Genomic DNA, 25306 nt, shown 5'->3' with positions numbered 1-25306 from the left:
ACTTACAAAAATAGGTCCAATAAATGTATGTAACATTTCAGGTTATCGTCTATTTGCTTTTAGAACTCTGACTTTGATTGCATCGATTTAAATGCCAATACATTAAGTCAATTTTATACTAGATCTCATTGTTGCTTTTGAATACTAATTCTTAAATAGGGGATGTTTTTCTTTTAGGTAGATAGCTGATTTCTATCAGGTAACAAATGATTCTAATAAAAATCGGAAATGTATCCCATATAAGTCCAGTTAGAGCTAGTTTAAGTCGGACTTACATTGGTTTTTTATTAGTGTAGATTTGCTGTGAATAACTTGCCCTTAAGAAGGGATTGCGTATTTGTTGCCTCAATTTTCATTGAAGAATACCTTTTATAGGAAATTTATGTCGTTACATGGAAGATTTTAGAAGATTTAGCATTTATTTCATTTTTAAGAATTTTTAGTGGTCACTTTATGCAAATAATATAACAGTATGGCTAGTATAGATAAGAAAGGAATGGTACACGGAACAGCGGGTTCTGTGATTTACAGGGAGTACCGGGGAAAGAACATCATCCAAGGCAAAGCAAAGGCATTTAAGCAAACGGAAAAAACGATTAGGAGCGCTACAGAGTTTGGACTTTCGAGTTCGGCAGCTGCAGTGATTAGGACTGCATTTGAACCGGCTTATTTTTTCAAGGATGGAACTGCAGCTTATAGGAGTACCCAATTGGTGTACCGGTCGATATTAAATAATGTGAGTGGTGAGAAAGGGAAACGGGATCTGCATGACGGAAACCTATCTTTATTGCAGGGAATTGACTTTAATGCAAGCAGTAGGCTGAATGAAGTGTTGCAGTTGAGCCACTCGGTAAGTAAAAGTGAAGAAGGTTTGGTGAGTGTTACCTTGGGCTCCTTGAACACCCAAACTGGAATCAAAAGGCCTAAAGGGGCAAGCGGAGCCTATATGAAACACCGCATAAGGCTAATGTTGGTTGCTTTTAACTTCAGGGAAGAGTATTATGAAAACTTAGGGTTTCAAGACCTGGATTTGGAAGGGTATCAAAGTGTTAAAGGACAAGTGATTACTTTTACAGAAACAATTCCTGATGATTGCCTGGCATTGGTAAGTATGTCGTTAATGCTCTATTCCTCTGTTGGTCAAACCAATGAAAGCGTCTTGTTGAACAGTAAAGAGTTCAGTCCTTGTGCTATAATCGGTGCTTTCCAATCTGAGAAACCATCTAACTACCCCTTAAAAGAAGTTAATATGCAACCGACCGACTACGAGGGCATGGAAGACAAGATCAAACAGATGTTTTATAAAGGTAATCTGCTGATGCTGGGACTGGAAAGTCAAATGAATAGGCATGCTTGTGCTACTAGTAAAAAGACTAAAGTCAAAGAAGTTTTTCCGGATGTTACCTTAAATAAGCGTGTTTTCTTTAGCAGGAAGGACTAGTCTTCTGTTGATATATTATGCACATCTTGTTAGAAAGAGTGCACCTGCTATAATTTATTTAATCGATTATTGGTTAACTATCGCATATGTGAGTGCAAAAAATAAGGGGCAAATAGTGAGTAAGAATACAGCGCTATATTGCTATCTTTTCATTTATGTTTTTAATTTAATGTCAAATAAGATTATGAGAAAGATTAAGTTTATTGTGTTGTGTCTGTTCCTGACGGTTTTTATTGCTAAAGCCCAAAAAGCTATAGAAAACCCCTTACCTATACCATTTGGAGATCCTTATGTATTGTATGATGGTGACGGGAAATACTACATGTATGGCACTGGTGGCGATGTTGAGTCTGGATTTGGAGCATATTCATCAAGCAATTTACAAGACTGGAAGCTTGAAGGGCAGGTATACTACCATAATAATGAGAATGGATGGGGTATAGATTCTTATTGGGCACCCGAAGTTTACAAAAGAGATGGTAAATACTATATGTTCTACAGCGCCCAATGGAAGCATAATCCTAATAACGAAAAGGAAAATTTCAAGATAGGAGTAGCCGTGTCAGATAAACCGACAGGACCTTTTATAGATTTGCACAACCGTCCAATTTTTAATCCGGATTATCCAATTATTGATGCTAATGTGTGGTTTGAAAATGGTAAAACCTATTTGTACTATTCGAGATGATGCTATAAGCACCCTGTAAAAAGTGAAGTAGCAAACTGGGCAAAGAAAAAAGGATGGTATGAAGAGGTGGAAGAAAGTTGGGTATATGGTGTTGAGATGAAATCTGACTTTTCAGGTGTAATAGGAGAGCCTGTTTTGTTACTGCGACCACCGGTTAAAATGGGAAACCTGAAAGATGAATGGGAGAGCAGGTCAGTAACATCTAAGGAAGTTAACAGGAGATGGACCGAAGGATCTAATATTTTCAAAAAAGGGGAGATATATTACATGATGTATTCTGCCAATAACTTTGATGGGCAGAATTATGCAGTAGGATATGCAACTTCAAAAAGTCCTTTAGGGTCATTTAAGAAAGCAGAAAATAATCCTGTTTTACAAAAAAATGGTAAAGTAACTGGAACTGGGCACAATAGTATTACATATACACCAGACGGCAAGGAAATGCTTTGCGTATATCATGGACGTACTGAAGCTTCAGGACACCAAAGACTAGTGTTTATTGACAAAATGGAAGTTACTAAAGATGGTAGATTAGTGGTGCATGGACCGACTTTGAAAGATTAAAGATTTAAAAGGATTAGCCATTGAGTGGGATTTAATTAAATACTTTCAAATATGAAGGTTATTCCTTATCGAAACTATTCGATGAGCTTTGAGTTATGGAGGTTAAGTGTTTTGAATAGTGACGGCTGTAAATAAGGGGTTAAGATTTGCGGAGGTCAACTTTGGACTTGAAGCTCTTGAAAGTCAAGTCATTTCCCAAGTAAACAAATTTCTCTGGCCGCCAAATAGGAGCCTAGGAGTAAGTGGAACCCTAAAAGATGATAAGATTAATTTTACAAGTTTTTAAATTAAGGTGAATGATAGATAAGCTGTTCAGGCGACTTTTAAATTTTAAGAATTTGCAAAAATGATAAGATCTAGGTTTGATTTTTAATTGACTGCTTAACACTTGTCTCATTTTGTACAAAGACAAATAAGTACCCCTAATGCCACTAGTCGATAGTAAAATAAACAATAATAAGGTTACAGCGGAGATTAAGACAGTAAAGTGCCTGTTTCCTTAATGTACCCTATGGCCTCAAGAGGTAGATCCACCACAATAAGGATTAAGACTTTGACTCGTAGGTTTTAATAACGCGTAAAATCATCCCTCAAGAGGTAGGTCCAACACATTAAGGATTAAGACTTTTTAAAGTGACTGAAGATTTTTTCGAACATAGTCCTCAAGAGGTATATCCACCACAAATAAGGATTAAGACAAGCTGAAATATAGTATCTAGATCAGTTGATTCTGGCCTCAGGAGGTAGAAATCAATTATATAATTATATTTGTAAAATGGGAACTGAAATAAATATCAATCCAACTATGCTTACTTGGGCAATTGCTCGGGCAGGATATGTTTTGGAGGATTTTTTAGAAAAGTTCCCCAATGTTAAAAAATGGATTGAACAGGATAAAAATCCAACCGTTAAGCAGTTAGAGGATTTTGCAAAGCGTGTTCATATTCCTTTTGGCTATTTATTTCTTCAGGAACCACCTAAAGAACACATTACATTTCCATTTTTTAGAACTGGCAATAGCAAAACTAATCAGGTTAGTTTAAATATTTACGATACCATTTTAATATTACAGCGTAGGCAAGACTGGCTCACTGATTATTTATTGGAAAATAATGAAGACCCGCTCTCTTTTGTGGGTAAGTTTGATAGTAAGGCAAACTTTGAGGATGTTGTACATGATATCAGAATTACTTTAAATCTGAATGCGGAATGGGCTAACGCTTTTCAAACCTATGAAGATACTTTGAGCTTCATCACAAAGAAAATTGAAAATGCAGGTATCATAATTAACTTCAATGGTGTTGTAGAAAATAATACACAGCGTGTAATTCCAGTTGAAGAATGTAGAGGTTTTGTTTTGGTAAACGAAATGGTACCTTTCATGTTTGTGAATGCTGCTGATGCTAAAGCGGCTCAATTGTTTACCATTATTCATGAACTTGCTCATATCTGGCTAGGTAAAAGTGCTGGATTTGATAATCGAAACTTAATGCCGGCTAATGACCCCGTTGAGAAATTATGCGATCAAATCGCTGCTGAATTTTTAGTTCCGGCAAGTTCTTTTAATAGATTGTGGATACAAAAAGCTGATATCACAAAAGTTGCAAGATATTTTAAAGTTAGTCCAATTGTAATTGCTAGAAGGGCTTTGGATTTAGATAAAATCACTAAAGCGGAATTCTTTCATTTTTATAACCAATATATGGAAGGGTTGCGACTTAAAAAAGAAAGTCAAGGAAGTGGGGGTGATTTTTATGCGACTGCTCGAAAACGAATTAGTGTGAGTTTTGCTATATATGTAGATCAAGCTGTAAAGCAAAATAAACTTTTATACCGTGATGCTTATAAGATTACCGGTTTAAAGGGTGATACCTATCAAAATTTTGTAACTAAACATCTTTTCTAGCTTAATGGTAAATCCTTTCATTTTAGACAGCAACTTCTTTATTCAGGCTCACAGAATGCACTACCCAATGGATGTTGTACCTGGTTTTTGGTTAAAGGTTAAAGAATTGGCTACAGAAGGAAAGATTGTTTCTATTGATAAAGTAAAGGATGAGATACATCTGAATAAAGATGAATTGACTTTATGGTGTAACGCAAATCTGTCAAACGATTTCTTTAAAAATACAGATCTTATCATAGAGCAATATATTGTTGTTTCAAATTGGGCACATTCTAAATCAACCCATTATAATTCAGCAGCATTAAATGAATTTTTGGATGCAAATGAAGCTGATGCCTGGCTAATTGCTTACTCTTTGGCAAATGGTGGTAAGATAGTTACTCATGAAACAAGTGAACCGAATAGAAAAAGCAAATTAAAAATTCCAGATGTGTGTTCACCATTAGGTATACAGTGCGTTAATACTATTGAAATGTTTAGAGTATTGGGTGAACATTTTTAGATAACACCCAAAATGATTTTAATTACGTAAGTATTTGTGGAACGTTCAAAATTCTTAAAACAATAGTGAAAGAATTTTCAATGTGTCCATTTATTTTATTGCCTCAATTAATGCCGAATCAAAAACCTCATCTCGTTGTTGGTTAATTCCTTCGATGGTTCGTTTTACTTTTATATCTGGCACAATTCCGATCAGATGGTGTTTGCTTCCATCATTATTAGTCACTAAAGAACCAGAAAAAGACATGGAATACCTGCCTGGCAGATAAACATAGTTGATGTTTCCATTGGTGCCTGCCGTTGAACTTCCTGCTATAGTGCTAAGTTTTGTTTTTCATCTGTTTTTTTACTTGTTTTGAATAGTGACGGCTGTAAATAAGGGGCTAAGGTTTGCGGCGGTCAATTTTGGACTTGAAGCTTTTGAAAGTCAAGTCATTTCCCAAGTGGACAAATTTCTCTTGCCGCCAAATAGGAGCCTAGGAGTAACTGGAACCTTAAAAGATGATAAGATTAATTTTATAAGTTTTTAAATTAAGGTGAATGATAGATAAGCTGTTCAGGCGACTTTTAAATTTTAAGAATTTGCAAAAATGATAAGATCTAGGTTTGATTTTTAATTGACTGCTTAACACTTGTTTCATTTTGTAAAAAGACAATAAGTACCCCTAATACCACTAGTCGATAGTAAAATAAACAATAATAAGGTTACAGCGGAGATTGGAACTCTTTTAACCATCGTTCTAATTTAATTTATGGGTCTTTAATTCTTTTTGACAGATTAGTGTTAGGTTTCATAAATATTTTTTAAATTAAAACAACAACTTATCATTAAAGTTAATGATCTTAGTGTCTTGACATAATTAATCAGATTCACCTCGAAATTGAGCCAGTATCTTATCAATCTTTCAGCTTAATGAATAAAATTCAGGAATGCAGTCAATTATGTAGATTAACCATTGATGAATTTTTATCCGGAGCAAATATTATGTCCATTTCAGGGTATTTCTTTAAATTAACTAGTCCTTTTTCAATAAGAATTCTTTTTAAGGATTGGTTTCCCAGCCGTAAACTTTGTTTCGGTGCCTGGATCTTATTCAATTTTGCAAGTTGTGCAAACTTGGTTGCCGGAACATCTCTGCAAGATGGATCTGTATCGGGGAGGCTGGTTAATCAACAGGGGGCACCAATTGATTATGGCACCATTGTTCTAAAAAATGCTGTTGATTCAACCGTAGTGAAAATTACGCTAAGCAGCGGTGACGGCACTTTCATTTTTAAGCCAGTAAAAAATGGAAGTTATCTGATCTCGGCACAAGTATTAGGTTATATTCAGTTTAAAACAAGTACGATCGTAGTATCAGGGTCTCAGCACGCGGTAATCCTTCAAGATTTTGTGTTAGTTGCTTCTAAAACAACTGAACTTAAGCAGGTAAATATAGTCTCCCAGACACCATTTATTGAACGAACTGCTGACATGACTACCGTTAATATTCAAAACAGCATCTTAAGTGAAGGGGCATCTATGCTGGAAGTTATTGAAAAGCTTCCTGGGGTGTTAATAAGCCCAGAGGGGCAAGTGATCTTAAACGGGAACCCGCAAGTAAATGTGTATATAGATGGTCGCCCGACCAGGCTTTCAGGGCAAGAATTAACTAACTTCCTAACAGGCTTAGCATCATCGAATATTCAAAAAGTTGAAATTCTTTCTAAGCCTTCAGCTAAGTATGAAGCAGCGGGGAGTGGTGGTATCATTAATATTGTTAGAAAGAAAGGAAAAAAAACTGGCCTCAATGGAACCTTAAATGGCTCATATAGCCAGGGAAGATATAGCAAAAGTAATGGAGGTTCAGCTGTTAATTTTAAGAATGATATAATAAATCTGTCCGTATCAGAAAACTATACCTATAACAAAGGTTTCAGGAGCTCTGTTGCCATGACCAACTTTTTAAACGCTGGAAGTCTGCAGTCAACCTTAGGTTCTCAAAATAATCATGTTCGGATTTATAAAACTCATACACCATCGATTGCCGTTGATGTCTATCTTGCGCCTAAAACAACCCTCACCATCGCTGGCAATGGCGAGTTTCAGACATTTGATAATGAATCAAATTCGAATTCACAGCTGAACTCCCAAAACCAAAGTAATAAGAACTTCAGTTTTTTAAACATTTCCCGGGATGTACTTGCTTATTATTCTTCTAATGCGCACCTATTACACCAAGTGGATACTGCAGGCCAGGAACTCTCTTTTGATTTTGATTTTTTAAATTACCATACAGATGCACACCAAGACATTTTTAATAAACAGGTCCAATCAGAATTACCAAATACCAATACCAATATTTTATTAAATCAAAATAGAGAACTGTCTGTGATTTCAATTAAAGGCGACTACATCCTTCCGATTAAAAAGATCTTTACTATTGAGTTAGGTCTAAAATCAAGCCGCGCTTCCTCGAAAACTGATAGTAGATATTTTGAGATGCTTGCACAAGGTGCTGTTAAAGATAATACTTTGAGTAATAACTTCAACTATACGGAGAGTATAAATGCAGGGTATGTCAATATGAAAAAGGCAGTACGTAAATTGGACATACAACTAGGCATCCGTGCAGAAAACACCAATGGAAAAGGAGAGGAAGTACTTAGTAATGAAAATTTTGAAAGGAACTATTTCCAGTTATTTCCCTCCGCTTTCTTCACTTTTAACGTAAATAAAAAAAATCGATTGACTTTAAATCTCTCTCGTCGAGTTGACAGGCCTGCTTATTCAAGCTTAAATCCGCTGCTCAGATTTATCAATACAACAACCTATCTACAAGGTAATGCTTATCTAAAGCCGCAAAATTCATATAATGCAGAGGTTGGTTATTCCTACAAGAATTCCCTTTTTATGACTGTCGGTTACAGTCGTACAACTAATTTCATGACTAACTGGGTATTTGCCAATCCTGAGAGTTATATCACGGTTTCTCAGCCAATCAACATCGAGAGTTCTACTTCTCTTAATGTTGACCTTTCCTATTCAAAAAAAATAAACTTTTTTTGGTTTACGAATAATAATTTCATGACGTTCTATCCCACATTTAAAGGTAAGATAGATGGTTTTGCTATAACCAACCCAAAAAGGCTTTCCTCTTACATGAATAGTAGTAATACTATTACGATTAGTACTACATACTCTGCGGAACTCGGATTTTTATACATTCCTAATTATCAAGATGGAGCATACAACTATGAACCAACCTATAATCTAAGTTTTGGATTGAAACGGTCCATTTTTGATAATAAAGGTTCGATAAGCGTCAATGTTAATGATGTACTCAGATCACAGGGATATACCTCGAATATTATTACTAGTACCTTAGATGACACTTGGAAAGTTAAGAATGATACAAGAATTCTCAGGCTAAATTTAAGTTACCGATTCGGGAAAAGTCAGTCCAAGCCAGTGAAGAAGGTTTCGGGTGCTGAAGAGGAGAAGAAAAGAAGTATATCTAATTAAAGTTTTAGCTCTTTCTTTGAATTCCAATTCCCACCTATATTCTCTACCTTTACTCTAATATATACCCTGTCTATGAATAGAAGTATCTGCTTTTCACTCCTCATTTTATTTCTTTTTTCAGGCTGTTACGATAAGAAGAAGGAGCAGCTTTTGCGTAAAAAAGAGATAGAGCTTGCGCAAAAAGAGCAACAGCTGATACTCAAAGAAAAAACATTGCAGATCAAGGAGCAGGAATTAACTGATCGTGTGAAACGATTGGATAGTACACAAATTAACCCTGCAGATACGGCCATTCATATCGGCGCTCTTGTGGGCGCATGGGATGTCAGGATGACCTGTATCGAAGCAAGTTGTCCCGGTTCTGCCATTGGTGACACGAAAAATGAGCAATGGGTAATTGGCTATCAAAACGATGTGTTAATAGCCAAGGCAACGGTAAGAGACAAGTTGGTGCGCGTATATTCGGGGATCTCTACATCAAGAGGAATTGAGCTTACCGCGCGTCCTGGTGTGGATCAGGCTGATGCTTCAACAAGAATGCTGGTCAGGCTTCAGCGAAACGCAAGCGGTAAACTAATGGGCAGCCGCGAAATAATTCGAGGAAGCGATTGTAAAATCGTGTACGCACTTGAGTTATCTAAGTAAATCAAGCCTTTTTGAAATTGAATTATGTATATTTTCTTATTGTCGAATCTTGAATTCTCATTGCCTTTGAAAAATCCTGTTATGATTTTTTCTTTGGTACTGTTTATTATACTTTTTGCCCCCATACTTTTTAATAAAATTAAAGTCCCGCATATTATCGGTTTGATTATAGCCGGGGTTATCGTTGGTCCTTATGGACTTAATTTATTAACCAGGGACAGTAGTATCGTTCTTTTTGGTACTGTTGGCTTGCTTTATATCATGTTTCTTGCCGGATTGGAAATCGATATGACGGAGTTTATGAAGAACCGCAAAAAGATCGTCGTGTTTGGGTTAATTACTTTTTTGCTGCCTTTATGTGTGGGATCACTGGCTAGCTATTATGTGCTGGGGTATGGTTTGTTGTCTTCCGTGTTGCTTGCCAGTATGTTTTCTACGCATACTTTAATCTCTTATCCAATAGCGAGTCGTTATGGAGTTGCTAAGAATTTGGCGGTGACGATTGCCATTGGAGGAACCATGATTACGGATATTCTGGCTCTGCTGATCCTGGCTGCTGTGGCAGGCGTAACTAAAGGTGATGTTTCTTCCTCCTTCTGGATTCAATTAGGTGGTTCCTGTATTGTTTTCGTTTGTGTTGTGTTTTTTGTATTTCCTCCCATTATCCGCTGGTTTTTTAAGCGGTTTGAGGATAGTATTTCTCAATATATATTTGTATTGGCCATTGTTTTTCTGTCATCATTTCTTGCTGAAGCGGCAGGTATTGAGGCAATTATAGGCGCGTTTTTCTCTGGATTGGTATTGAATCAATTTGTGCCGCGTTCTTCTCCTTTAATGAATCGTATTGATTTTGTAGGTAATGCCTTATTTATTCCTTTCTTTTTAATTGGGGTAGGGATGCTGGTGGATGTAACTGTGTTATATCGCGGAACAGGGGCTTTAAAGGTTGCGGGTGTCATTGTGCTGGTTGCGGTATGCACCAAATATTTCGCTGCCTGGATCTCTCAGAAATTATTTAAACTGTCTGCTACGGAAGGGAAGATGCTTTTTGGTTTGAGTACTTCTCATGCTGCAGCTACTTTGGCAATCATTCTGGTTGGGTACAATATTATTATTGGGGAAACGGCTGATGGTGAACCTATTCGTCTCTTAAATGAGGATGTATTGAATGGTACAATCTTGCTGATCCTGATTAGTTGCGCAATCAGTTCTTTCGTAGTGGAAAAGGCGTCACAAATGCTTGCTCTGGAAGAAGAGAATATGACAGATAAGGAGTTGGATCCTCATCAGAAAATCCTTATTTCTATGGCTTACCCGGAAACGGTAAAGGATCTGGTTGATTTGGGACTTATTCTAAAACCCCGTAAAAGTACTATTCCGGTTTACGCGCTTCATATCGTGAGTGATGAGAATAGTTCGGATAGTGTACAGGTGGCAGGTAAAAAAATGATGGGTACCGCTATCCGCCATGCCTCTGCATCCGAAAATACGTTGATTCCTTTAACCCGATTTGATGTAAATGTGAGTAATGCGATTACCTATACGATTAAGGAACATGGTATTACAGATGTATTGATCGGCTTGCACAAGAATAGCACACAGCTCCAGTTCTTTGGTCCTGTAGCGGGCAACATTTTGCAAAGAACCAACGAAACGGTTTATATATACAGACCGCTACAGCCTATTAACACCTTGAAAAGAATTATAGCAGTAGTTCCTGCTAAGGCTGAACTTGAGCCGGGTTTTATGCATTGGATTGAAAAATTATATACCATTGCAAGGGAAGCCGCTTTGCCATTGGTGTTCTACGCAAATCAAACAAGCATCGACACTTTAAAAGATGTAGACCAGCCGGGTAAGATTTCTGTTAATAAAACTTTTCAGCTCTTTGAAAATTGGGATGACTTTCTGATCCTTAGTCGTGAGTTGAAGCAGAATGACTTATTTCTGATTATATCTTCCAGAAAGGGACATGTATCCTATGTTAAACAGCTTGACAAACTACCTTATTATCTGCATCAATACTTTAGTAACTATAGTCTAATTATGTTGTTTCCCAAACAGTTGGAACTTGGTATTGACAGGGAAGATATTGATAAAACGGACGGCAATCTGATCGAAGCCTTAGCGGGTCGGATGAGTACAGTTAGTAAGGCTGGATCTATTATAAGGAGACTAATCAAAGGTAAATAAGTCAGATTTGTAAGAATAAGGTCACATATTTTGGCTATTAAAAATATTTCTCCACAGCATGTATATAACTATTCGAAATAAATAGAAAATCATAATGCAGATTTGTGATACAGATGTGCATTAGTGTGTAATAGCATTTATTCAAAATATTCGACGTCTGTACATAAAATAAATAGATCAGTATGACTAGGAGAAGAATTATCAAATTTGAGAAGGATGACTGCGCCCCATGCAATATGGTATCCGAGTATCTTGATTTAAAAGGGATTGAGTATGAGAAAGTAAATGCTTTTGATCAGCCCGAAATTGCAATGAAATATAAAGTAAGATCTGTGCCCACAGTGATCGTTACTGATCAGGATGAGGTTTTGCATCGCATCATTGGGTTCAAACCGGATGAATTGCTGAAAGCGCTTGTAGTATAACATACATGTGGATTTATTATGATTCTAAAACCGGTAATGTGGAACGGTTTATGGAAAAGCTGAGGGTACTAAGGGATTGGAACCTACAAAAGATAGGTCCTGATCTACAAGTCAACCATCCGGGGCACCTGGTTACTTTTACTACGCGGATAGGGGAAATTCCAGAATCTACAGTTCAATTTTTAAGTACTCATGCGGGAAATATCATGACTGTTTCCTCGAGTGGAAACAGGAACTGGGGACAAAACTTTGCTCGTGCTGCAGATCTGGTATCGCTTAAATATCAGATTCCTGTGTCACTGAAGTTTGAACTTTCGGGAACTAAAAAAGACGTCAACAATTTTATAGAAATTTTAGAACAAATACATGATTGCTAAAAAATGGATCCTGCTCAATAATGAGATTATGAGAAAGCAGGATGATGAATACAGTTTGCACAAGGACAAAGAGGCTGTAAGATCGTATTTTCTGGATTATGTAAATAAGAATACAGTATTCTTTTATACGCTGAAGGAAAAGATTGATTATCTGATTGAGAACGACTATTATATTAACTTTTATGAGTCGTATACTTTTGAGGAAATGAAACAGGTGTATGACCTGGTATATGCGCGTAAGTTCAGATTTCCATCTTTTATGAGTGCGTTTAAGTTCTTTCAGAGTTATGCCTTAAGGGATGATTCGGGTGAAAAGTTTTTGGAACGTTATGAGGATCGGGTAGTGGCTGTGGCTTTGTTTTTATCCCGTGGAGATATTGCGGAAGCTTTGGCGCAGGCTACTATGTTGATTAACCAGGAGTATCAGCCTGCTACTCCTACTTTTTTAAATTCTGGTAAAAAGCGTTCAGGTGAACTGGTGTCTTGTTTTCTGGATGAGGTAGGGGATAATCTGAATGGGATTGGTTATGCGATTGATTCGGCCATGAAGTTATCTTCTATTGGTGGTGGGGTTTCTTTTAATATGTCAAAGGTTCGTGGTCGTGGTGAATCGATTAAAGGAATGGAGAACCGTTCCGGTGGAGTGCTTCCAATAATGAAAATTCTGGAAGATACTTTTTCGTATGCTAATCAACTTGGTCAGCGTCCTGGTGCTGGTGCTGTCTACCTGAATATTTTCCATACGGATATTGAAGAATTTCTGGATTGTAAGAAGATCAATGTGGATGAGAAGGTGCGGATTAAGTCGTTGTCTATTGGCGTGATCGTACCGGATAAATTTATGGAGTTAGCGGAACAAGATGAAGCGTGTTATTTGTTTTATCCGCACACGGTTTATCTGGAATACGGCCGGTATTTGGATGAAATGAATATGGATGCGATGTATGAAGAGCTGATTACCAATCCGAAAGTGAAGAAAAAGAAGGTGAATGCCCGTCACTTATTGGTAAAGATTGCGCATACTCAAAAAGAAAGCGGATATCCGTATATATTTTTCAAAGGGAATGCGAATAAAAATCATCCGTTAAGCGGATTGGGAAGTGTTAAGTTTTCTAATCTGTGTACGGAGATCATGCAAATCTCTGAGGTATCGGATATAGCGGGTTATGGCAAAGAGGATACAATCCGTTATGGGATTTCCTGTAATCTGGGCTCGTTGAATATTGTTACTGTGATGGAAAACAAACGTATTAAGGAGGCGGTAAAAACGGCTATGACTTCTCTTACTGTTGTTTCTGATATTACGAATATTGAGATGGTTCCTTCGATCCGAAAGGCGAATGAGGAACTGCATAGTGTGGGTTTGGGCGCTATGAACTTACATGCTTTCCTGGCTAAAAACTTTATTATGTATGAAAGTGACGAAGCACTTGAATTTAGTAATGTATTTTTTATGATGGTCAATTATTATTCAATTGAGCGTTCGATGGAGATTGCCAGGGAAAGGAATAGAACCTTCAAAGGGTTTGAACGTTCTGATTATGCTTCGGGCGTATACTTTGATTCCTATATCACTGATGACATTAAACCCGTTGGTGCGAAGGTTATTGCTTTATTTGAAGGAATTTCTATTCCTGGTAAAGAGGATTGGGCTTCACTTAAGGCATTGGTCGCAGAGTTTGGTTTGTATCATGCTTACCGGATGGCAATTGCGCCTAATCAGTCTACTTCCTATATCATGAATTCTACGGCTTCTGTAATGCCTGTGGTTGATATTATTGAGGTGCGCGAGTATGGTGATAGTACGACGTATTATCCGATGCCATACCTGACTAATGATAATTTCTTTTTTTATAAATCGGCTTATGATATGGATCAGAAAAAGGTGTTGCGACTCATCTCTGTAATTCAACGCCATGTGGATCAGGGAATTTCTACGATCTTACATACCAATACAAAGGATAATACAAGAGATTTGGCGGTGTACTATATCTATGCGCATAAGTTGGGATTGAAGTCACTGTATTATACCCGGACACGTAAAGTAGGGGTTGACGAGTGTGTGGCTTGTGGAGTTTAATTATGGATTTTATATAAAATAGCATGAAACAATATACAGCAGTAAACTGGAATACGCCTGATAATGATTATGCGAATCTGTTTTGGGAACAGAATATCCGTCAATTTTGGGTAGATACAGAATATATTCCTTCTAAAGATATTGACAGCTGGAAGAGTCTGGAGCCGGCTGTTCAGGAGGTATATAAAAAGGCTTTGGGTGGTTTAACTTTACTGGATACGCTGCAAAGTCATACCGGGATGCCTAAGATTCTGGATCATATTGATTCTTTGCAAAATAAGGCGGTACTTTCTTTTATGTGCATGATGGAAGCGATCCATGCGAAGTCATATTCCACCATCTTTACTACGGTAACAAGTACACCCGAAATCAATGAGCTTTTTAAATGGGTTCAGGAGAATAAGAAACTGCAACTAAAAGCATCAACTATTGACGGCTACTACAGGGCGCTGGATAAGGAAACGGTAACGGACAGGGAATTGTTTATGGCGCTTTCTGCTTCAGTATTTCTAGAGTCTTTTCTGTTTTATAGTGGGTTCTTCATGCCCTTGTGGTTGTGCGGACAAGGACAAATGGTGGCGAGTGCGGATATTATCAAAAAGATAGTGGCGGATGAATCGATACATGGGGTGTTTGTAGGTTTGCTTGCTCAGGATGTTTACAAGAGAATTGTAGATAAAGAAGGGGTTAAACAAGAGATGGAGGAGCTTCTTAGCTTGTTGTATGAAAATGAGCTCAAGTATACAGATGAGATTTACACCGATATTGGCCTTACTGCAGAGGTGAAAGAATACGTTCGTTATAACGCCAACAAAGCTTTAATGAACTTGGGTTTCGATGAGCTATTTGAGGTCAAGGAAATTAATCCTATCGTACTAAATGGATTGAATGGGGATACTACTCAGCATGATTTTTTCTCTAAGAAATCCACCAATTATGAAAAAGCTACAGAAATTGTTCATTTGAGGGATGAGGATTTCCTGATGGTAGCGGAGCGATATAACTAAGGATAATAATCCATTAAAAGTAGAAAACCCTTATTGAAATCTTGAATTTCAATAAGGGTTTTCTAATTTGGGTATTCGTGCTAATTATTCAGCGATAACTTTTCCACGCATCATACCATAATGACCTGGGAAACTACAAATAAATTCATATTCGCCTGCAGGGACTGTGAAGGTGATGGTATCTGATTCACCTGGTCCAAGAAGTTTGGTATGTACTAAGATTGCTTTTGAACCAGTAGGGATGTAATCGGAAGGTTTATTAGCCATTGCTTCAGTAGCAAATGCAGCTACATCAGTTCCTTGTGCTAATAAAACGAAATTATGACCCATAGCCTCTTTTGCCATAGTTCCTGCATTTTTTAAAGTAAGTGTTACTTCTTCGCCTGCCTTTACTTTGATCTCGGTAAGATCATATTTCATCTGGTCGTTAGCGGTAATCACTACTGTATTTGAAGTAGTGGCTTCGGGTGTTTCTGTTGTTGTTGCTGCTGGTGTTTCTGTTTGAGTGGTTTCAGTGCTTTTTGGATTACCTCCACAAGCGCTTATAAGTACAGGAAGTACAAAAGCAGTTAACATGATTAGTTTTTTCATAATTTAAATGTTTTTTCAATTTTAACTAAAATTTTAATGACGGAAAATGATCAGCGTCATAATTTTGATAATGTGACATACTAAACACTTTTATAATAGTTTTTTTAAGTGTTTATTGTTCAATGAGCCACTTTATGTATTATATGGCTTATTTTTTTGAAGGATGAGCTAAGCGGTTTTAGGAAGGTTAAAACCAAACTTACTTCCGGCACCTAGTTCACTTTCAACAAATATATCTCCTTTTTGTGCTTCGATGAAGTCCTTGGAAATAGCTAATCCTAGTCCTGATCCTGATTTGTTGCGCCCATCTGTCGGCACCTGGAAATAGCGTTCAAACAGCCGGTCCAGATATCTCTCTTCAATTCCATTTCCTGAATCCTGAACGGTAAACTGAATAAAGTTACTCATGCTTTTCACTTCAATGCTTATTGTTGAATTTTCCGGACTATATCTTATAGCATTTGATAGGAAGTTAACCAACACCCAAGCGGTTTTTTCAAGATCAGCATGTACTTTAGGCAGGTTATCTTTTACTTTAATGCCTAGGGTTATTCGCTTTTGTTCGGTCTGAAATTTCACTGCGTTGACTGCATATTCCACAATTTGTTTTGGATCAGCAGCCATGAGGTTGAGTTGAATGTTTCCGGTTTCAACTTGTGCCAGATCGAGTAGTTCAGTTGTTATTTTTAAAAGTCGCTCCGCATCATCTTTGATGTGATTTAATAACTCAGATTGTTCCGTGTTTAGGTTGCCTACACGATTGTCATATAGTAACCGTAGACTCATTTTTATGGAAGCGATAGGGGTTTTTAACTCATGGGAAATGGTGGCAATGAAATTGGTCTTGGCTTCATCGAGCTCTCGGAATTTGGTTATATTTCTTAGTATATACACTTCACCGGCAGACTCTTCCGATTTAATGATTGGATTATCATAGTTTTGATTGTATAAAGGAATGGTGATCTCCCTGCTTTCTAATTGGAAGTAGGACTCTTTTCCATTTGCATAGATCTTAATGGGTTTATCCTGATTTTTATTTTCTAAAAGGTTTTTTAGCAGATCATTTCTCTTTGCAACATCAAGGGCATCAGAGCCTACAATGTTTTCTTCGTTTAAGTTTAACAGACTTTCCGCAGCAGGATTAATAAAGATGACTTTGTTTTTCTCATTTAAACCTATTATCCCGTCCTGCATCTGTTCAATAATGGTTTCGATCCGCAGTTTTTCAGATATTACTTGTGCCAGGTTACTGTTTTCCCATTCATTCAGTCGGGAGGCCATATGGTTAAAAGCACTCGCTACTTCTTCAAATTCCTTTGTGGTTTTAAAATTTAGTCTGGTTTTATAGTTTTTCCTACTGATCTCCTTGATTCCTTCCGTAAGTTCATTTACAGGATTGGCTATAAAGCCGGGAAAGTTGATACTGAAACTAAACAAAACTAGAAAAGTGAATGTGCCAATCATGCCCAGGTAGATGGTGGCCTTTTCTACGGACTGCTGCGCCTGGTTGTTTTTGCGTACAATAGCCTGCATATTCAATTCTTCAATTTTACGGAGGTAAACCCGGGCAAAACGTTCAGCTGACTCCAGTTGCTTCATCTGAAGAATGGGGTTTTGTAATACTTGAAAGCTTTTTTGAAGATTGGTTGCCGCCTCAGCTTCCCCTGGTTCTGTAATGTTCTTTAACTCTCTTTGCAGCTCTGCGTTAAAACGGTTAATGGCAATGTCTGAAAGAGGCAAATCAGTCTCGTCCAGTACTGTTCTCATTTCACGTGCATAATGAAGACTCTCATAATTATCCTTCAGGATAACTTTTGCGTTGTTTGAGATCTCACGCAGATAATATAAAGATAGACCCCCGAATAATATAACCACAACGAATAGGAATCCGAATCCGAGGCGTAGTTTGCTTTTTATTTTCATGATAATATAACTAAATCAGTATCAGTTGCTGCTATTTTTTGGAGTAGCTGGTTGAAGATGGCAGTCCGTAACAAGACTTGCCAAATATTTAAATGAGGTTTTCCAACACAAATTGTAGTAATTTCTTTTTCTTCAGCAATTTGCATAATAGTTTGCGTAATATAGTCACTTTTAACTCTTATTACTTCTGCCCCCAGTTCTGTAGCAAGCTTCATGTTGTTAATTAAATGACGTTGTTTATCAAGCTTAATCCGATCTGCATTTTCAGCGCTGCTTTGCACATACAACACTAACCAGGGGGACCGGTAATAGGAGGCCAGACGGGCAGTTTTCCTGATTACTGTTTTTGCGATCTGGGGGTTGGAGGAGATACATGCAAGAAAGCGTTCGGGGCGAAGTTTAATCTGCTTTGGGATCTCCGCATTGATTTTTCGTTCTACATAATGAGCAACTTCCTTGAGTGCCAGTTCACGCAGTTGCAGGATCTTATCAGCCTGAAAGAAATTCTTAAGAGCCAGATTAATTTTGCTGCTATCATAGATTTTTCCTTCTTTAAGACGATCAATAAGTTCGTCTGCTGTTAAGTCGATATTGACAATCTCATCCGCCATGGAAAGGATATTGTCGGGAATCCGTTCCGTGATCTGGATGCCTGTTATTTTCTGAGCATCTTCATTCAGACTTTCCATATGCTGAATGTTTACTGCTGAAATAACACTAATACCAGCTTCAAGAAGGTCTACAACATCCTGCCAGCGTTTTTGATTTTTACTCCCTTCTACATTGGTATGAGCAAGTTCATCAACAATAACTACTTCGGGATGCCTGTTTAGAATAGCAGCAACATCCATCTCTTCCAGTTCTTTTCCCTTATAAAAGATTTTCCTTCTTGGAATTAGAGGGATGCCCTCGAGTAAAGAATGTGTTTCAGAACGATTGTGTGTTTCAATATAGCCAATTTGAATATTGATGCCGTTTCGGAGTAGAGAATGTGCTTCCTGAAGCATCCGGTACGTCTTTCCAACACCGGCACTCATGCCTATGTAGACTTTAAATTTGCCTCTCCTAGTCTTTTTTACCAGATCAAGAAACTTTTGTACAGAGTTTTCCCGGAAGTCGTCGTCCATTGTTTGATCAATTATAATACTTATTCATATAAAGGGCCTTAGCAAAAAACAGGCATTTGTTTATTTAATCTTTTCCTTAGCTTTACCATTGTATAAACTCTTTTGCTGTAAAGCTATCCAATCAGTTGTTTAGCGAATGGTGAAAAAATCTCATCGGTTATTTTACCTGGATTTCGTCATATCATTTAGAGCAAGATTCAATTTTAGCACATTTACTTTTGATGGTCCTATTAATCCAAGAAGAGGACCTTCGGTGTTTTTGTTTACTAATGCAGTTACTTCATCTATATTTAGTTTTCGGTTTTCAGCCACTCTTCTGATTTGGATACGAGCAGCCTCAGGAGAAATGTCAGGATCAAGACCACTGCCTGATGCGGTTACAAGGTCCGCAGGGATTTCAGCAAGTTTTAAATAGGGGTGATACTTCAGAAGGGTATCAATTCGTTCTTCAACCTGCTTTAAGTAATCCGGGTTGGAAGGACCCTTATTAGATCCAGCAGAGCCTGCTGCATTATATTCCACTGCAGATGGGCGTCCCCAAAAATAGTCAGTGCGTGTAAATAGCTGTCCAATATTGGCATAACCAACTGTTTTTCCGTTTACTACTATCTTCTGTCCACCGCCTTCACCTTTTGAAAGTTTACCAACAAAAGCGATTAAGATAGGATATATCACGCATAGCAGTACTATAAGTACTAAAGTTAAACGGATAGATTGTATGATGTATTTTTTCATTTTAGTAATTTTAAAACATAAAAGTAATCAGGAGATCAATTAATTTGATCCCTATAAAAGGGGCAACCACTCCGCCAATTCCGTATATAAGTATATTACGGCGTAACAGGGCGCTTGCACCTATGGGTTTATAAGCCACTCCACGAAGTGCAAGGGGAATCAGCATAGGAATAATGATGGCATTAAAGATCACTGCGGAAAGGATGGCACTTTCGGGACTGTGCAGATTCATGATATTCATACCCTGCAAAGCCGGTATAGATGCTATAAAAAGAGCGGGTACGATGGCAAAATACTTGGCAACGTCATTGGCAATAGAAAAGGTAGTTAATGTTCCCCTGGTAATGAGCAGTTGTTTTCCGATTTCTACAATCTCAATCAGCTTAGTTGGGTCATTATCAAGGTCTACCATGTTTCCTGCTTCCTTAGCAGCCTGTGTACCACTGTTCATAGCTACACCAACATCGGCCTGTGCTAAAGCGGGAGCATCATTGGTACCGTCACCCATCATAGCGACCAATTTACCATTTGCCTGCTCCTCCTTGATGTAGTTCATCTTATCCTCAGGTTTAGCTTCAGCAATAAAATCATCTACACCTGCTTTTTCAGCAATGTACTTGGCTGTAAGTGGATTGTCACCGGTCACCATGACTGTTTTTACACCCATTTTACGTAAGCGTTCAAAACGTTCCTGAATGCCCGGTTTGATGATGTCTTGAAGTTCAATTACACCAAGCACTTTCAGGTTTTCTGCTACTACTAAAGGGGTTCCTCCATTAGAAGCGATTTCAATGACTTTTGATTTAATATCCTCAGGAAATGTATTACCTGCTTGCTCTGACATCACTTTAATAGTATCAAATGCACCTTTCCTAATTTGCCTTCCGTCCTGTAAATCCACTCCACTTGAGCGTGTTTCTGCGGTGAACTTAACAAAGTTTGCTGATGAAGTTTCTAACCTGTTAAATGATCCTCGTGGCATTAAACTTTCCGCAAGTTCTACAATTGACTTTCCTTCGGGTGTTTCATCAGAAAGAGAACTGAGTAAACTACTTTTAACAAAATTATTTAGGTTGACTCCTGCTGTAGGGTAAAAGTTTGTGGCTTTTCGATTTCCTATAGTGATGGTTCCTGTTTTATCGAGTAACAATGTATCAATATCACCTGCAGTTTCTACTGCTTTACCTGATTTAGTGATTACATTGGCACGTAAAGCTCTATCCATTCCAGCAATTCCTATCGCCGAAAGCAGACCTCCAATTGTAGTGGGGATCAAACAAACAAATAAGGAAATAAAGGCTGAAATGGTAATGGGTGTCTTCGCATAGTCTGCAAAGGGTTTCAGTGTCACACAAACGATGATGAACACTAAGGTAAAACTGGCAAGCAAAATGGTCAGGGCAATTTCATTCGGTGTTTTCTGACGGGAAGCACCTTCTACCAAAGCAATCATTTTATCCAGGAAGCTTTCCCCCGGTTGGGTAGTAACCTGTACTTTAATGTAATCGGATAATACTTTTGTACCACCGGTAACGGATGATTTGTCGCCCCCTGATTCCCTGATCACAGGGGCTGACTCTCCTGTAATAGCGGACTCGTCTATCGTAGCAATCCCTGAGATGATTTCGCCGTCGGTTGGAATGGTATCTCCGGTTTCACAAACGAATACATCTCCTTTTCGTAATTGGTTGGATGAACGGATCTCTGTGGTACCATTTTCTAGTAAAACTTTGGCAGGTGTGTCTTCCCGTGTTTTGCGCAAGCTGTCGGCCTGCGCTTTACCTCGAGCTTCTGCAATCGCTTCAGCAAAATTGGCAAATAGGAGGGTGAGTAAAAGCACTATAAATATGCTTAGATTATATCCAAATGATCCCTGATCATGATGCGTGGAGGAATATAAAGTAACAAACAGCATGACCAAGGTGCCGATTTCCACTGTGAACATCACCGGGTTTCGAATCATTATCCGGGGATCAAGTTTATGGATTGACTGTTTCAGTGCGGTTTGCACTAAAGCAGATTCAAATAATGGATTGGATTGATTTTTCATCGATGTATTTACTTAATGAGAGTAAAGTATTCTGCTATTGGTCCTAAGGCCAGGGCAGGGAAATATGAAAGTGCATTGAGTACAACGATAACCGCAAAGGTCATCATGCTAAAGGTTAATGTATCGGTTTTTAAAGTACCTGCAGACTCGGGGATGTATTTTTTCTTTGCAAGTAGTCCTGCTATTGCAACAGGAGCGATGATAGGAAGAAATCGACTTAGTAACAAGATCAGGCCGGTTGAAACGTTCCACCAGATATTGTTATCGCCTAATCCCTCAAAGCCGGATCCGTTATTGGCGTTCGATGAGGTATATTCATAAAGAATCTCTGAAAAACCATGAAACCCAGGGTTATTTAACCAGTTTCCGGGTTTTACTGCCCAGTCGGCATTGGGAGATGTTGTAAGTACGTGACTTGCAATTGCAGTACCTGCTAAAATTAGAAAGGGACTTAGCAGGGTGATGATGGCTGCTATTTTAACTTCTCTGGCTTCGACCTTATGCCCAAGGAATTCGGGGGTTCGGCCAACCATAAGTCCAGATATAAAGACCGCAATGATCAGATAAATGAAGTAGTTGAGGATACCTACGCCACAACCTCCATAGAATGAGTTGATCATCATTCCCAGCATCTGCCATAAGCCGGTTAACGGCATGGAACTATCATGCATACTGTTTACTGATCCGGTGGAAATAATAGTGGTTACGGTACTCCAGTAGGCTGACATTGCCGGACCGAAACGTACTTCTTTGCCTTCCATGGCACCGGTGTGTTGCGAGATGCCCATTTTTGCAAGCGCATGACTTCCGCCAAGCTCTGAGCTGAGTGTTGGGATCAGCAAGAGCAACATGCCTATAGTCATTACGCCAAAGATCATCCATGCGAGTCTTTTTCTGCGGATGAAATATCCGAAGGCAATGACCATAGCAATAGGAATGATGACCTGGGCAATTAACTCAACCATTGAGGTGAGATAGTTGGGGTTTTCTAATGGATGTGCAGAGTTTGCGCCAAACCATCCACCACCATTTGTTCCCAGATGTTTGATGGCAATCATTCCTGCGGCAGGTCCTCTTGATACATTTACGGTATCGCCCTGAAGGGAAATATATTGATCTTTCCCTTCGTAACTGGATGGTGTACCATTAAAGGTGAGTACCATAGCTATTAAAAAAGAAAGAGGAAGTAATAAGCGGGTGATTGAACGAACAAAGTAAAACCAGAAGTTGCCTAAATTGGTTGTGCTTTTTTCTCTAAAGGCCTTGAATAATACGAATGCAGCTGCGATGCCGGTTGCGGCACTTACAAATTGCAGGAACATGACTACGAAGTGCTGTGTCAGGTAGGTAAGTCCGCTTTCGCCTGAATAATGTTGAAGATTGCAGTTAACCACAAAACTGATAATGGTATTGAAGGCCAAATCAGGTGTCTGTCCAGGATTTCCATCAGGATTCAGAGGAAGCTTATCCTGAAAGATCAGTACAAAAAATCCGTAAATCAACCAAACCATGTTGATAGTTAATAAGGCTTTCATGTGCTGTTTCCAGTCCATGGGTTGATCAGGATTTATACCGGATAGTTTATAGATGAATTTTTCCAAAGGCTTGAAAAAGTCTGTCCATACTTTCTCTGCTGAGAATACTTTAGCCAGGTAAATTCCTAATGGAATTGCTATGGCCAGCGTGATGATGTAGGTGAGGATTACTCCAGTTAATTCGGTATTCATGATAATGAATTAAAATTTTTCAGGTTTAAGCAGTACATACACCATGTATACAAAAACTGCTAATGCGATGATAAATAATGCGGTCATAGTTTTAGATTTTCTCGAACCAATCGATGGATTTGTAAATCACCCAGCATAAAATTAAGAGGGCTAGTAGTAATAATATCGTTAACATATCTTTTCGTTTGATATTCCTTATCAATGGTTGTACCTAAATAAAGTTGTAGATGTAACTAATTTATATACAGATAGATAAAAGTGTTTCATCAATTTGATATAATCCATAATGAAAAAAACCCTTCCGTTTTGGAAGGGTTTTTTTCATTATGGAAGGGTGTTTTAGATTAAAAGGACTGGATGTTATACTCTTCAATTTTACGGTAAAGGGTTGTCAGGCCTATCCCCAACAATCTTGCTGTTTCCGTTTTATTCCCTTTGGTATGCTGCAGTACTTTGGAGATATGATGTTTTTCTACACTGGCTAGGTCCAAAGATTGAGTTTCCTGCTGTCCGGAGTGAAATTCGTAGGGTAATAAATCGGGAGTAATGATTCCTCCATCAGAAAGAATGGTTACGCGTTCCATTATGTTTTTAAGTTCCCTGATATTTCCTTTCCAGGAATGATCTTTTAAAAGTTGGATAAACTTGTCGTCCATTTTACCGCTACCGAAACTCGTTTTTTCGGCAAACTCTTTCAGGTAATGTTTGGCAATGAGTTCAATGTCTTCTTTACGATCTTTCAAGGCGGGTAAATAGATAGTGAAAACGGAAAGGCGGTAAAAGAGATCGAGACGGAAACGGCCGGCTTCAGCCTCCTCTTGCAGGTTGCGATTTGTTGCAGCCATCAGGCGGACATTTACTTCTGTGGTTTTTGTATCACCCACTTTAATAAAAGTACCTGATTCAAGGATGCGTAACATTTTAGCCTGAAGATCGAGGCTCATCTCACCAATCTCATCCAGGAAGATTGTACCTCCATGAGCTTCCTCAAAGAGTCCTTTTTTATCTTTCTGAGCGCCTGTAAAGGCACCGGCTTTATAGCCAAAGAGTTCACTCTCTAATAGTTCGCGCGAAATGGCACTACAGTTGACTGCTACAAAGGGTTTCATCTTACGGGCACTTTCATATAAAATAGCCTGTGCAAATACTTCCTTTCCTGTTCCTGTTTCACCTAGAAACAAAACGGTAGTATCGGTTTTTGCTACTTTCCTGGCTAGTTCTTTTGCTTCTTTTATAGCTCTTGAGTTCCCTAGTATGGTATCAAAACTATATTTGCTGCTTACTTTTTGCTCCAGCTGACTCACCCGATATTGCAGATTCGCTTTATCAAGGGCTTTGTTCAGCAGCGGAATGATTTTGTCGTTATCATCGCCCTTTGTGATATAATCAAATGCCCCATTTTTAATGGCAAGGACACCATCTTGTATGGTCCCATATGCGGTTAGGTTGATCACTTCAACAAATGGCTTGATCTCTTTGATCGATTTAACGAGTTCAACTCCGTTGGCATCAGGCAGTTTTACGTCGCTGATTACCACCCTGATGTCCTCGTTCTCGACCATCTTCAGTCCTGATTTTCCATTCGGAGCTTGCAAAACTGTAAATCCCTCCAGTTCTATAATGCGGGCAAGCAAACCGCGTAACTTGTTTTCGTCATCAATAATCAGAACAGTAGGACCCATGTGGAATATTTAAGATCCAATATTACTCATTTTCTACTGTCAGAAAGTTTAATTGTATTAAAAAAAGGTTTAGGATGTGTGTAAATAAATTAGGATGTATATAAATAAATATTGTTGTCCGGTAAAACCGGGATTAGTA

The 25306-nt window shown here is 38.2% G+C and carries 19 protein-coding genes and 1 pseudogene; 11 read left to right on the top strand and 9 right to left on the bottom strand.

The features are described 5' to 3' along the window. Window positions 1-472 precede the first annotated feature (472 nt). The 4 genes and pseudogenes from BFL47_RS10270 (at window position 473) to BFL47_RS10255 (ending at window position 5101) form a co-directional block, all read left to right on the top strand. Entirely contained in the window at window positions 473-1441 is a 969-nt protein-coding gene (locus BFL47_RS10270; RefSeq protein WP_069659708.1) for a hypothetical protein, read from the top strand. A gap of 169 nt (window positions 1442-1610) precedes the next feature. Next, a pseudogene (locus BFL47_RS10265) lies at window positions 1611-2693 on the top strand (glycoside hydrolase family 43 protein). A gap of 775 nt (window positions 2694-3468) precedes the next feature. After that, window positions 3469-4599, top strand: a complete 1131-nt coding sequence (locus BFL47_RS10260) for an ImmA/IrrE family metallo-endopeptidase (RefSeq protein ID WP_069659707.1) — start codon at window positions 3469-3471, stop codon at window positions 4597-4599. 4 nt (window positions 4600-4603) lie between these two features. Continuing rightward, window positions 4604-5101, top strand: a complete 498-nt coding sequence (locus tag BFL47_RS10255) for a DUF4411 family protein (protein ID WP_069659706.1) — start codon at window positions 4604-4606, stop codon at window positions 5099-5101. A gap of 90 nt (window positions 5102-5191) precedes the next feature. Here BFL47_RS10255 and BFL47_RS19785 read toward each other — a convergent pair whose 3' ends face one another. Next, the gene (locus BFL47_RS19785) at window positions 5192-5347 is read right to left on the bottom strand and encodes a hypothetical protein (RefSeq protein WP_170827302.1); all 156 of its coding nucleotides are present in this window, start codon (window positions 5345-5347) and stop codon (window positions 5192-5194) included. A 666-nt stretch (window positions 5348-6013) separates the two neighbouring features. Here BFL47_RS19785 and BFL47_RS10250 point away from each other — a divergent pair. The 7 genes from BFL47_RS10250 (at window position 6014) to nrdF (ending at window position 15332) form a co-directional block, all read left to right on the top strand. Beyond that, window positions 6014-8605, top strand: coding sequence for an outer membrane beta-barrel protein (locus BFL47_RS10250; RefSeq protein WP_069659705.1), 2592 nt, complete (start codon window positions 6014-6016; stop codon window positions 8603-8605). 72 nt (window positions 8606-8677) lie between these two features. Continuing rightward, a complete protein-coding gene (locus BFL47_RS10245) occupies window positions 8678-9250 on the top strand; it encodes a hypothetical protein (protein ID WP_069659704.1) in 573 nt (190 codons plus the stop codon). A gap of 24 nt (window positions 9251-9274) precedes the next feature. Further along, window positions 9275-11443 (top strand): cation:proton antiporter, encoded by a 2169-nt coding sequence (locus tag BFL47_RS10240; protein WP_245681347.1) that lies wholly within the window; start codon window positions 9275-9277, stop codon window positions 11441-11443. Window positions 11444-11625: 182 nt separating this feature from the next. Then, the gene (locus BFL47_RS10235; protein ID WP_069659703.1) at window positions 11626-11868 is read left to right on the top strand and encodes a glutaredoxin domain-containing protein; all 243 of its coding nucleotides are present in this window, start codon (window positions 11626-11628) and stop codon (window positions 11866-11868) included. A 5-nt stretch (window positions 11869-11873) separates the two neighbouring features. Further along, entirely contained in the window at window positions 11874-12245 is a 372-nt protein-coding gene (gene nrdI / locus BFL47_RS10230; RefSeq protein WP_069659702.1) for a class Ib ribonucleoside-diphosphate reductase assembly flavoprotein NrdI, read from the top strand. Next, entirely contained in the window at window positions 12235-14325 is a 2091-nt protein-coding gene (gene nrdE / locus BFL47_RS10225; protein WP_069659701.1) for a class 1b ribonucleoside-diphosphate reductase subunit alpha, read from the top strand. Before nrdI ends, nrdE begins: the two co-directional genes overlap by 11 nt. Window positions 14326-14348: 23 nt before the next feature. Continuing rightward, window positions 14349-15332, top strand: a complete 984-nt coding sequence (gene nrdF, locus BFL47_RS10220) for a class 1b ribonucleoside-diphosphate reductase subunit beta (RefSeq protein WP_069659700.1) — start codon at window positions 14349-14351, stop codon at window positions 15330-15332. An 84-nt stretch (window positions 15333-15416) separates the two neighbouring features. On the opposite strand, the gene azu is transcribed toward nrdF, so the two are convergent. From azu to BFL47_RS10185, 8 genes are all read right to left on the bottom strand, one after another. Further along, entirely contained in the window at window positions 15417-15923 is a 507-nt protein-coding gene (azu, locus tag BFL47_RS10215) for an azurin (protein WP_069659699.1), read from the bottom strand. A gap of 168 nt (window positions 15924-16091) precedes the next feature. Next, window positions 16092-17846 carry a HAMP domain-containing sensor histidine kinase gene (locus BFL47_RS10210; RefSeq protein WP_069659698.1) on the bottom strand — a complete coding sequence of 585 codons (1755 nt, stop codon included), beginning with the start codon at window positions 17844-17846 and terminating at the stop codon, window positions 16092-16094. Next, window positions 17843-18973: a histidine kinase gene (locus BFL47_RS10205; protein WP_069659697.1), complete on the bottom strand. Its 1131-nt coding sequence runs from the start codon at window positions 18971-18973 to the stop codon at window positions 17843-17845. The genes BFL47_RS10210 and BFL47_RS10205 overlap by 4 nt, the downstream gene beginning before the upstream one ends. A 162-nt stretch (window positions 18974-19135) precedes the next feature. After that, window positions 19136-19708 (bottom strand): K(+)-transporting ATPase subunit C, encoded by a 573-nt coding sequence (locus BFL47_RS10200; protein ID WP_069659696.1) that lies wholly within the window; start codon window positions 19706-19708, stop codon window positions 19136-19138. A 10-nt stretch (window positions 19709-19718) separates the two neighbouring features. Then, window positions 19719-21758: a potassium-transporting ATPase subunit KdpB gene (gene kdpB / locus BFL47_RS10195; RefSeq protein ID WP_069659695.1), complete on the bottom strand. Its 2040-nt coding sequence runs from the start codon at window positions 21756-21758 to the stop codon at window positions 19719-19721. A gap of 8 nt (window positions 21759-21766) precedes the next feature. Next, window positions 21767-23485, bottom strand: coding sequence for a potassium-transporting ATPase subunit KdpA (gene kdpA, locus BFL47_RS10190; protein WP_069659694.1), 1719 nt, complete (start codon window positions 23483-23485; stop codon window positions 21767-21769). 9 nt (window positions 23486-23494) lie between these two features. Continuing rightward, on the bottom strand, window positions 23495-23572 hold the full coding sequence (locus BFL47_RS19290) for a potassium-transporting ATPase subunit F (protein ID WP_083257119.1): 78 nt from the start codon (window positions 23570-23572) through the stop codon (window positions 23495-23497). Window positions 23573-23829: 257 nt separating this feature from the next. Then, complete coding sequence (locus BFL47_RS10185; RefSeq protein WP_069659693.1) at window positions 23830-25167, bottom strand: sigma-54-dependent transcriptional regulator; 1338 nt, start codon at window positions 25165-25167, stop codon at window positions 23830-23832. Between the last annotated feature and the right edge of the window lie 139 nt (window positions 25168-25306).

This window comes from Arcticibacter eurypsychrophilus, from assembly GCF_001730525.1.
GTDB lineage: Bacteria > Bacteroidota > Bacteroidia > Sphingobacteriales > Sphingobacteriaceae > Arcticibacter > Arcticibacter eurypsychrophilus.
This window is presented reverse-complemented; position numbering and strand designations above follow the sequence as displayed.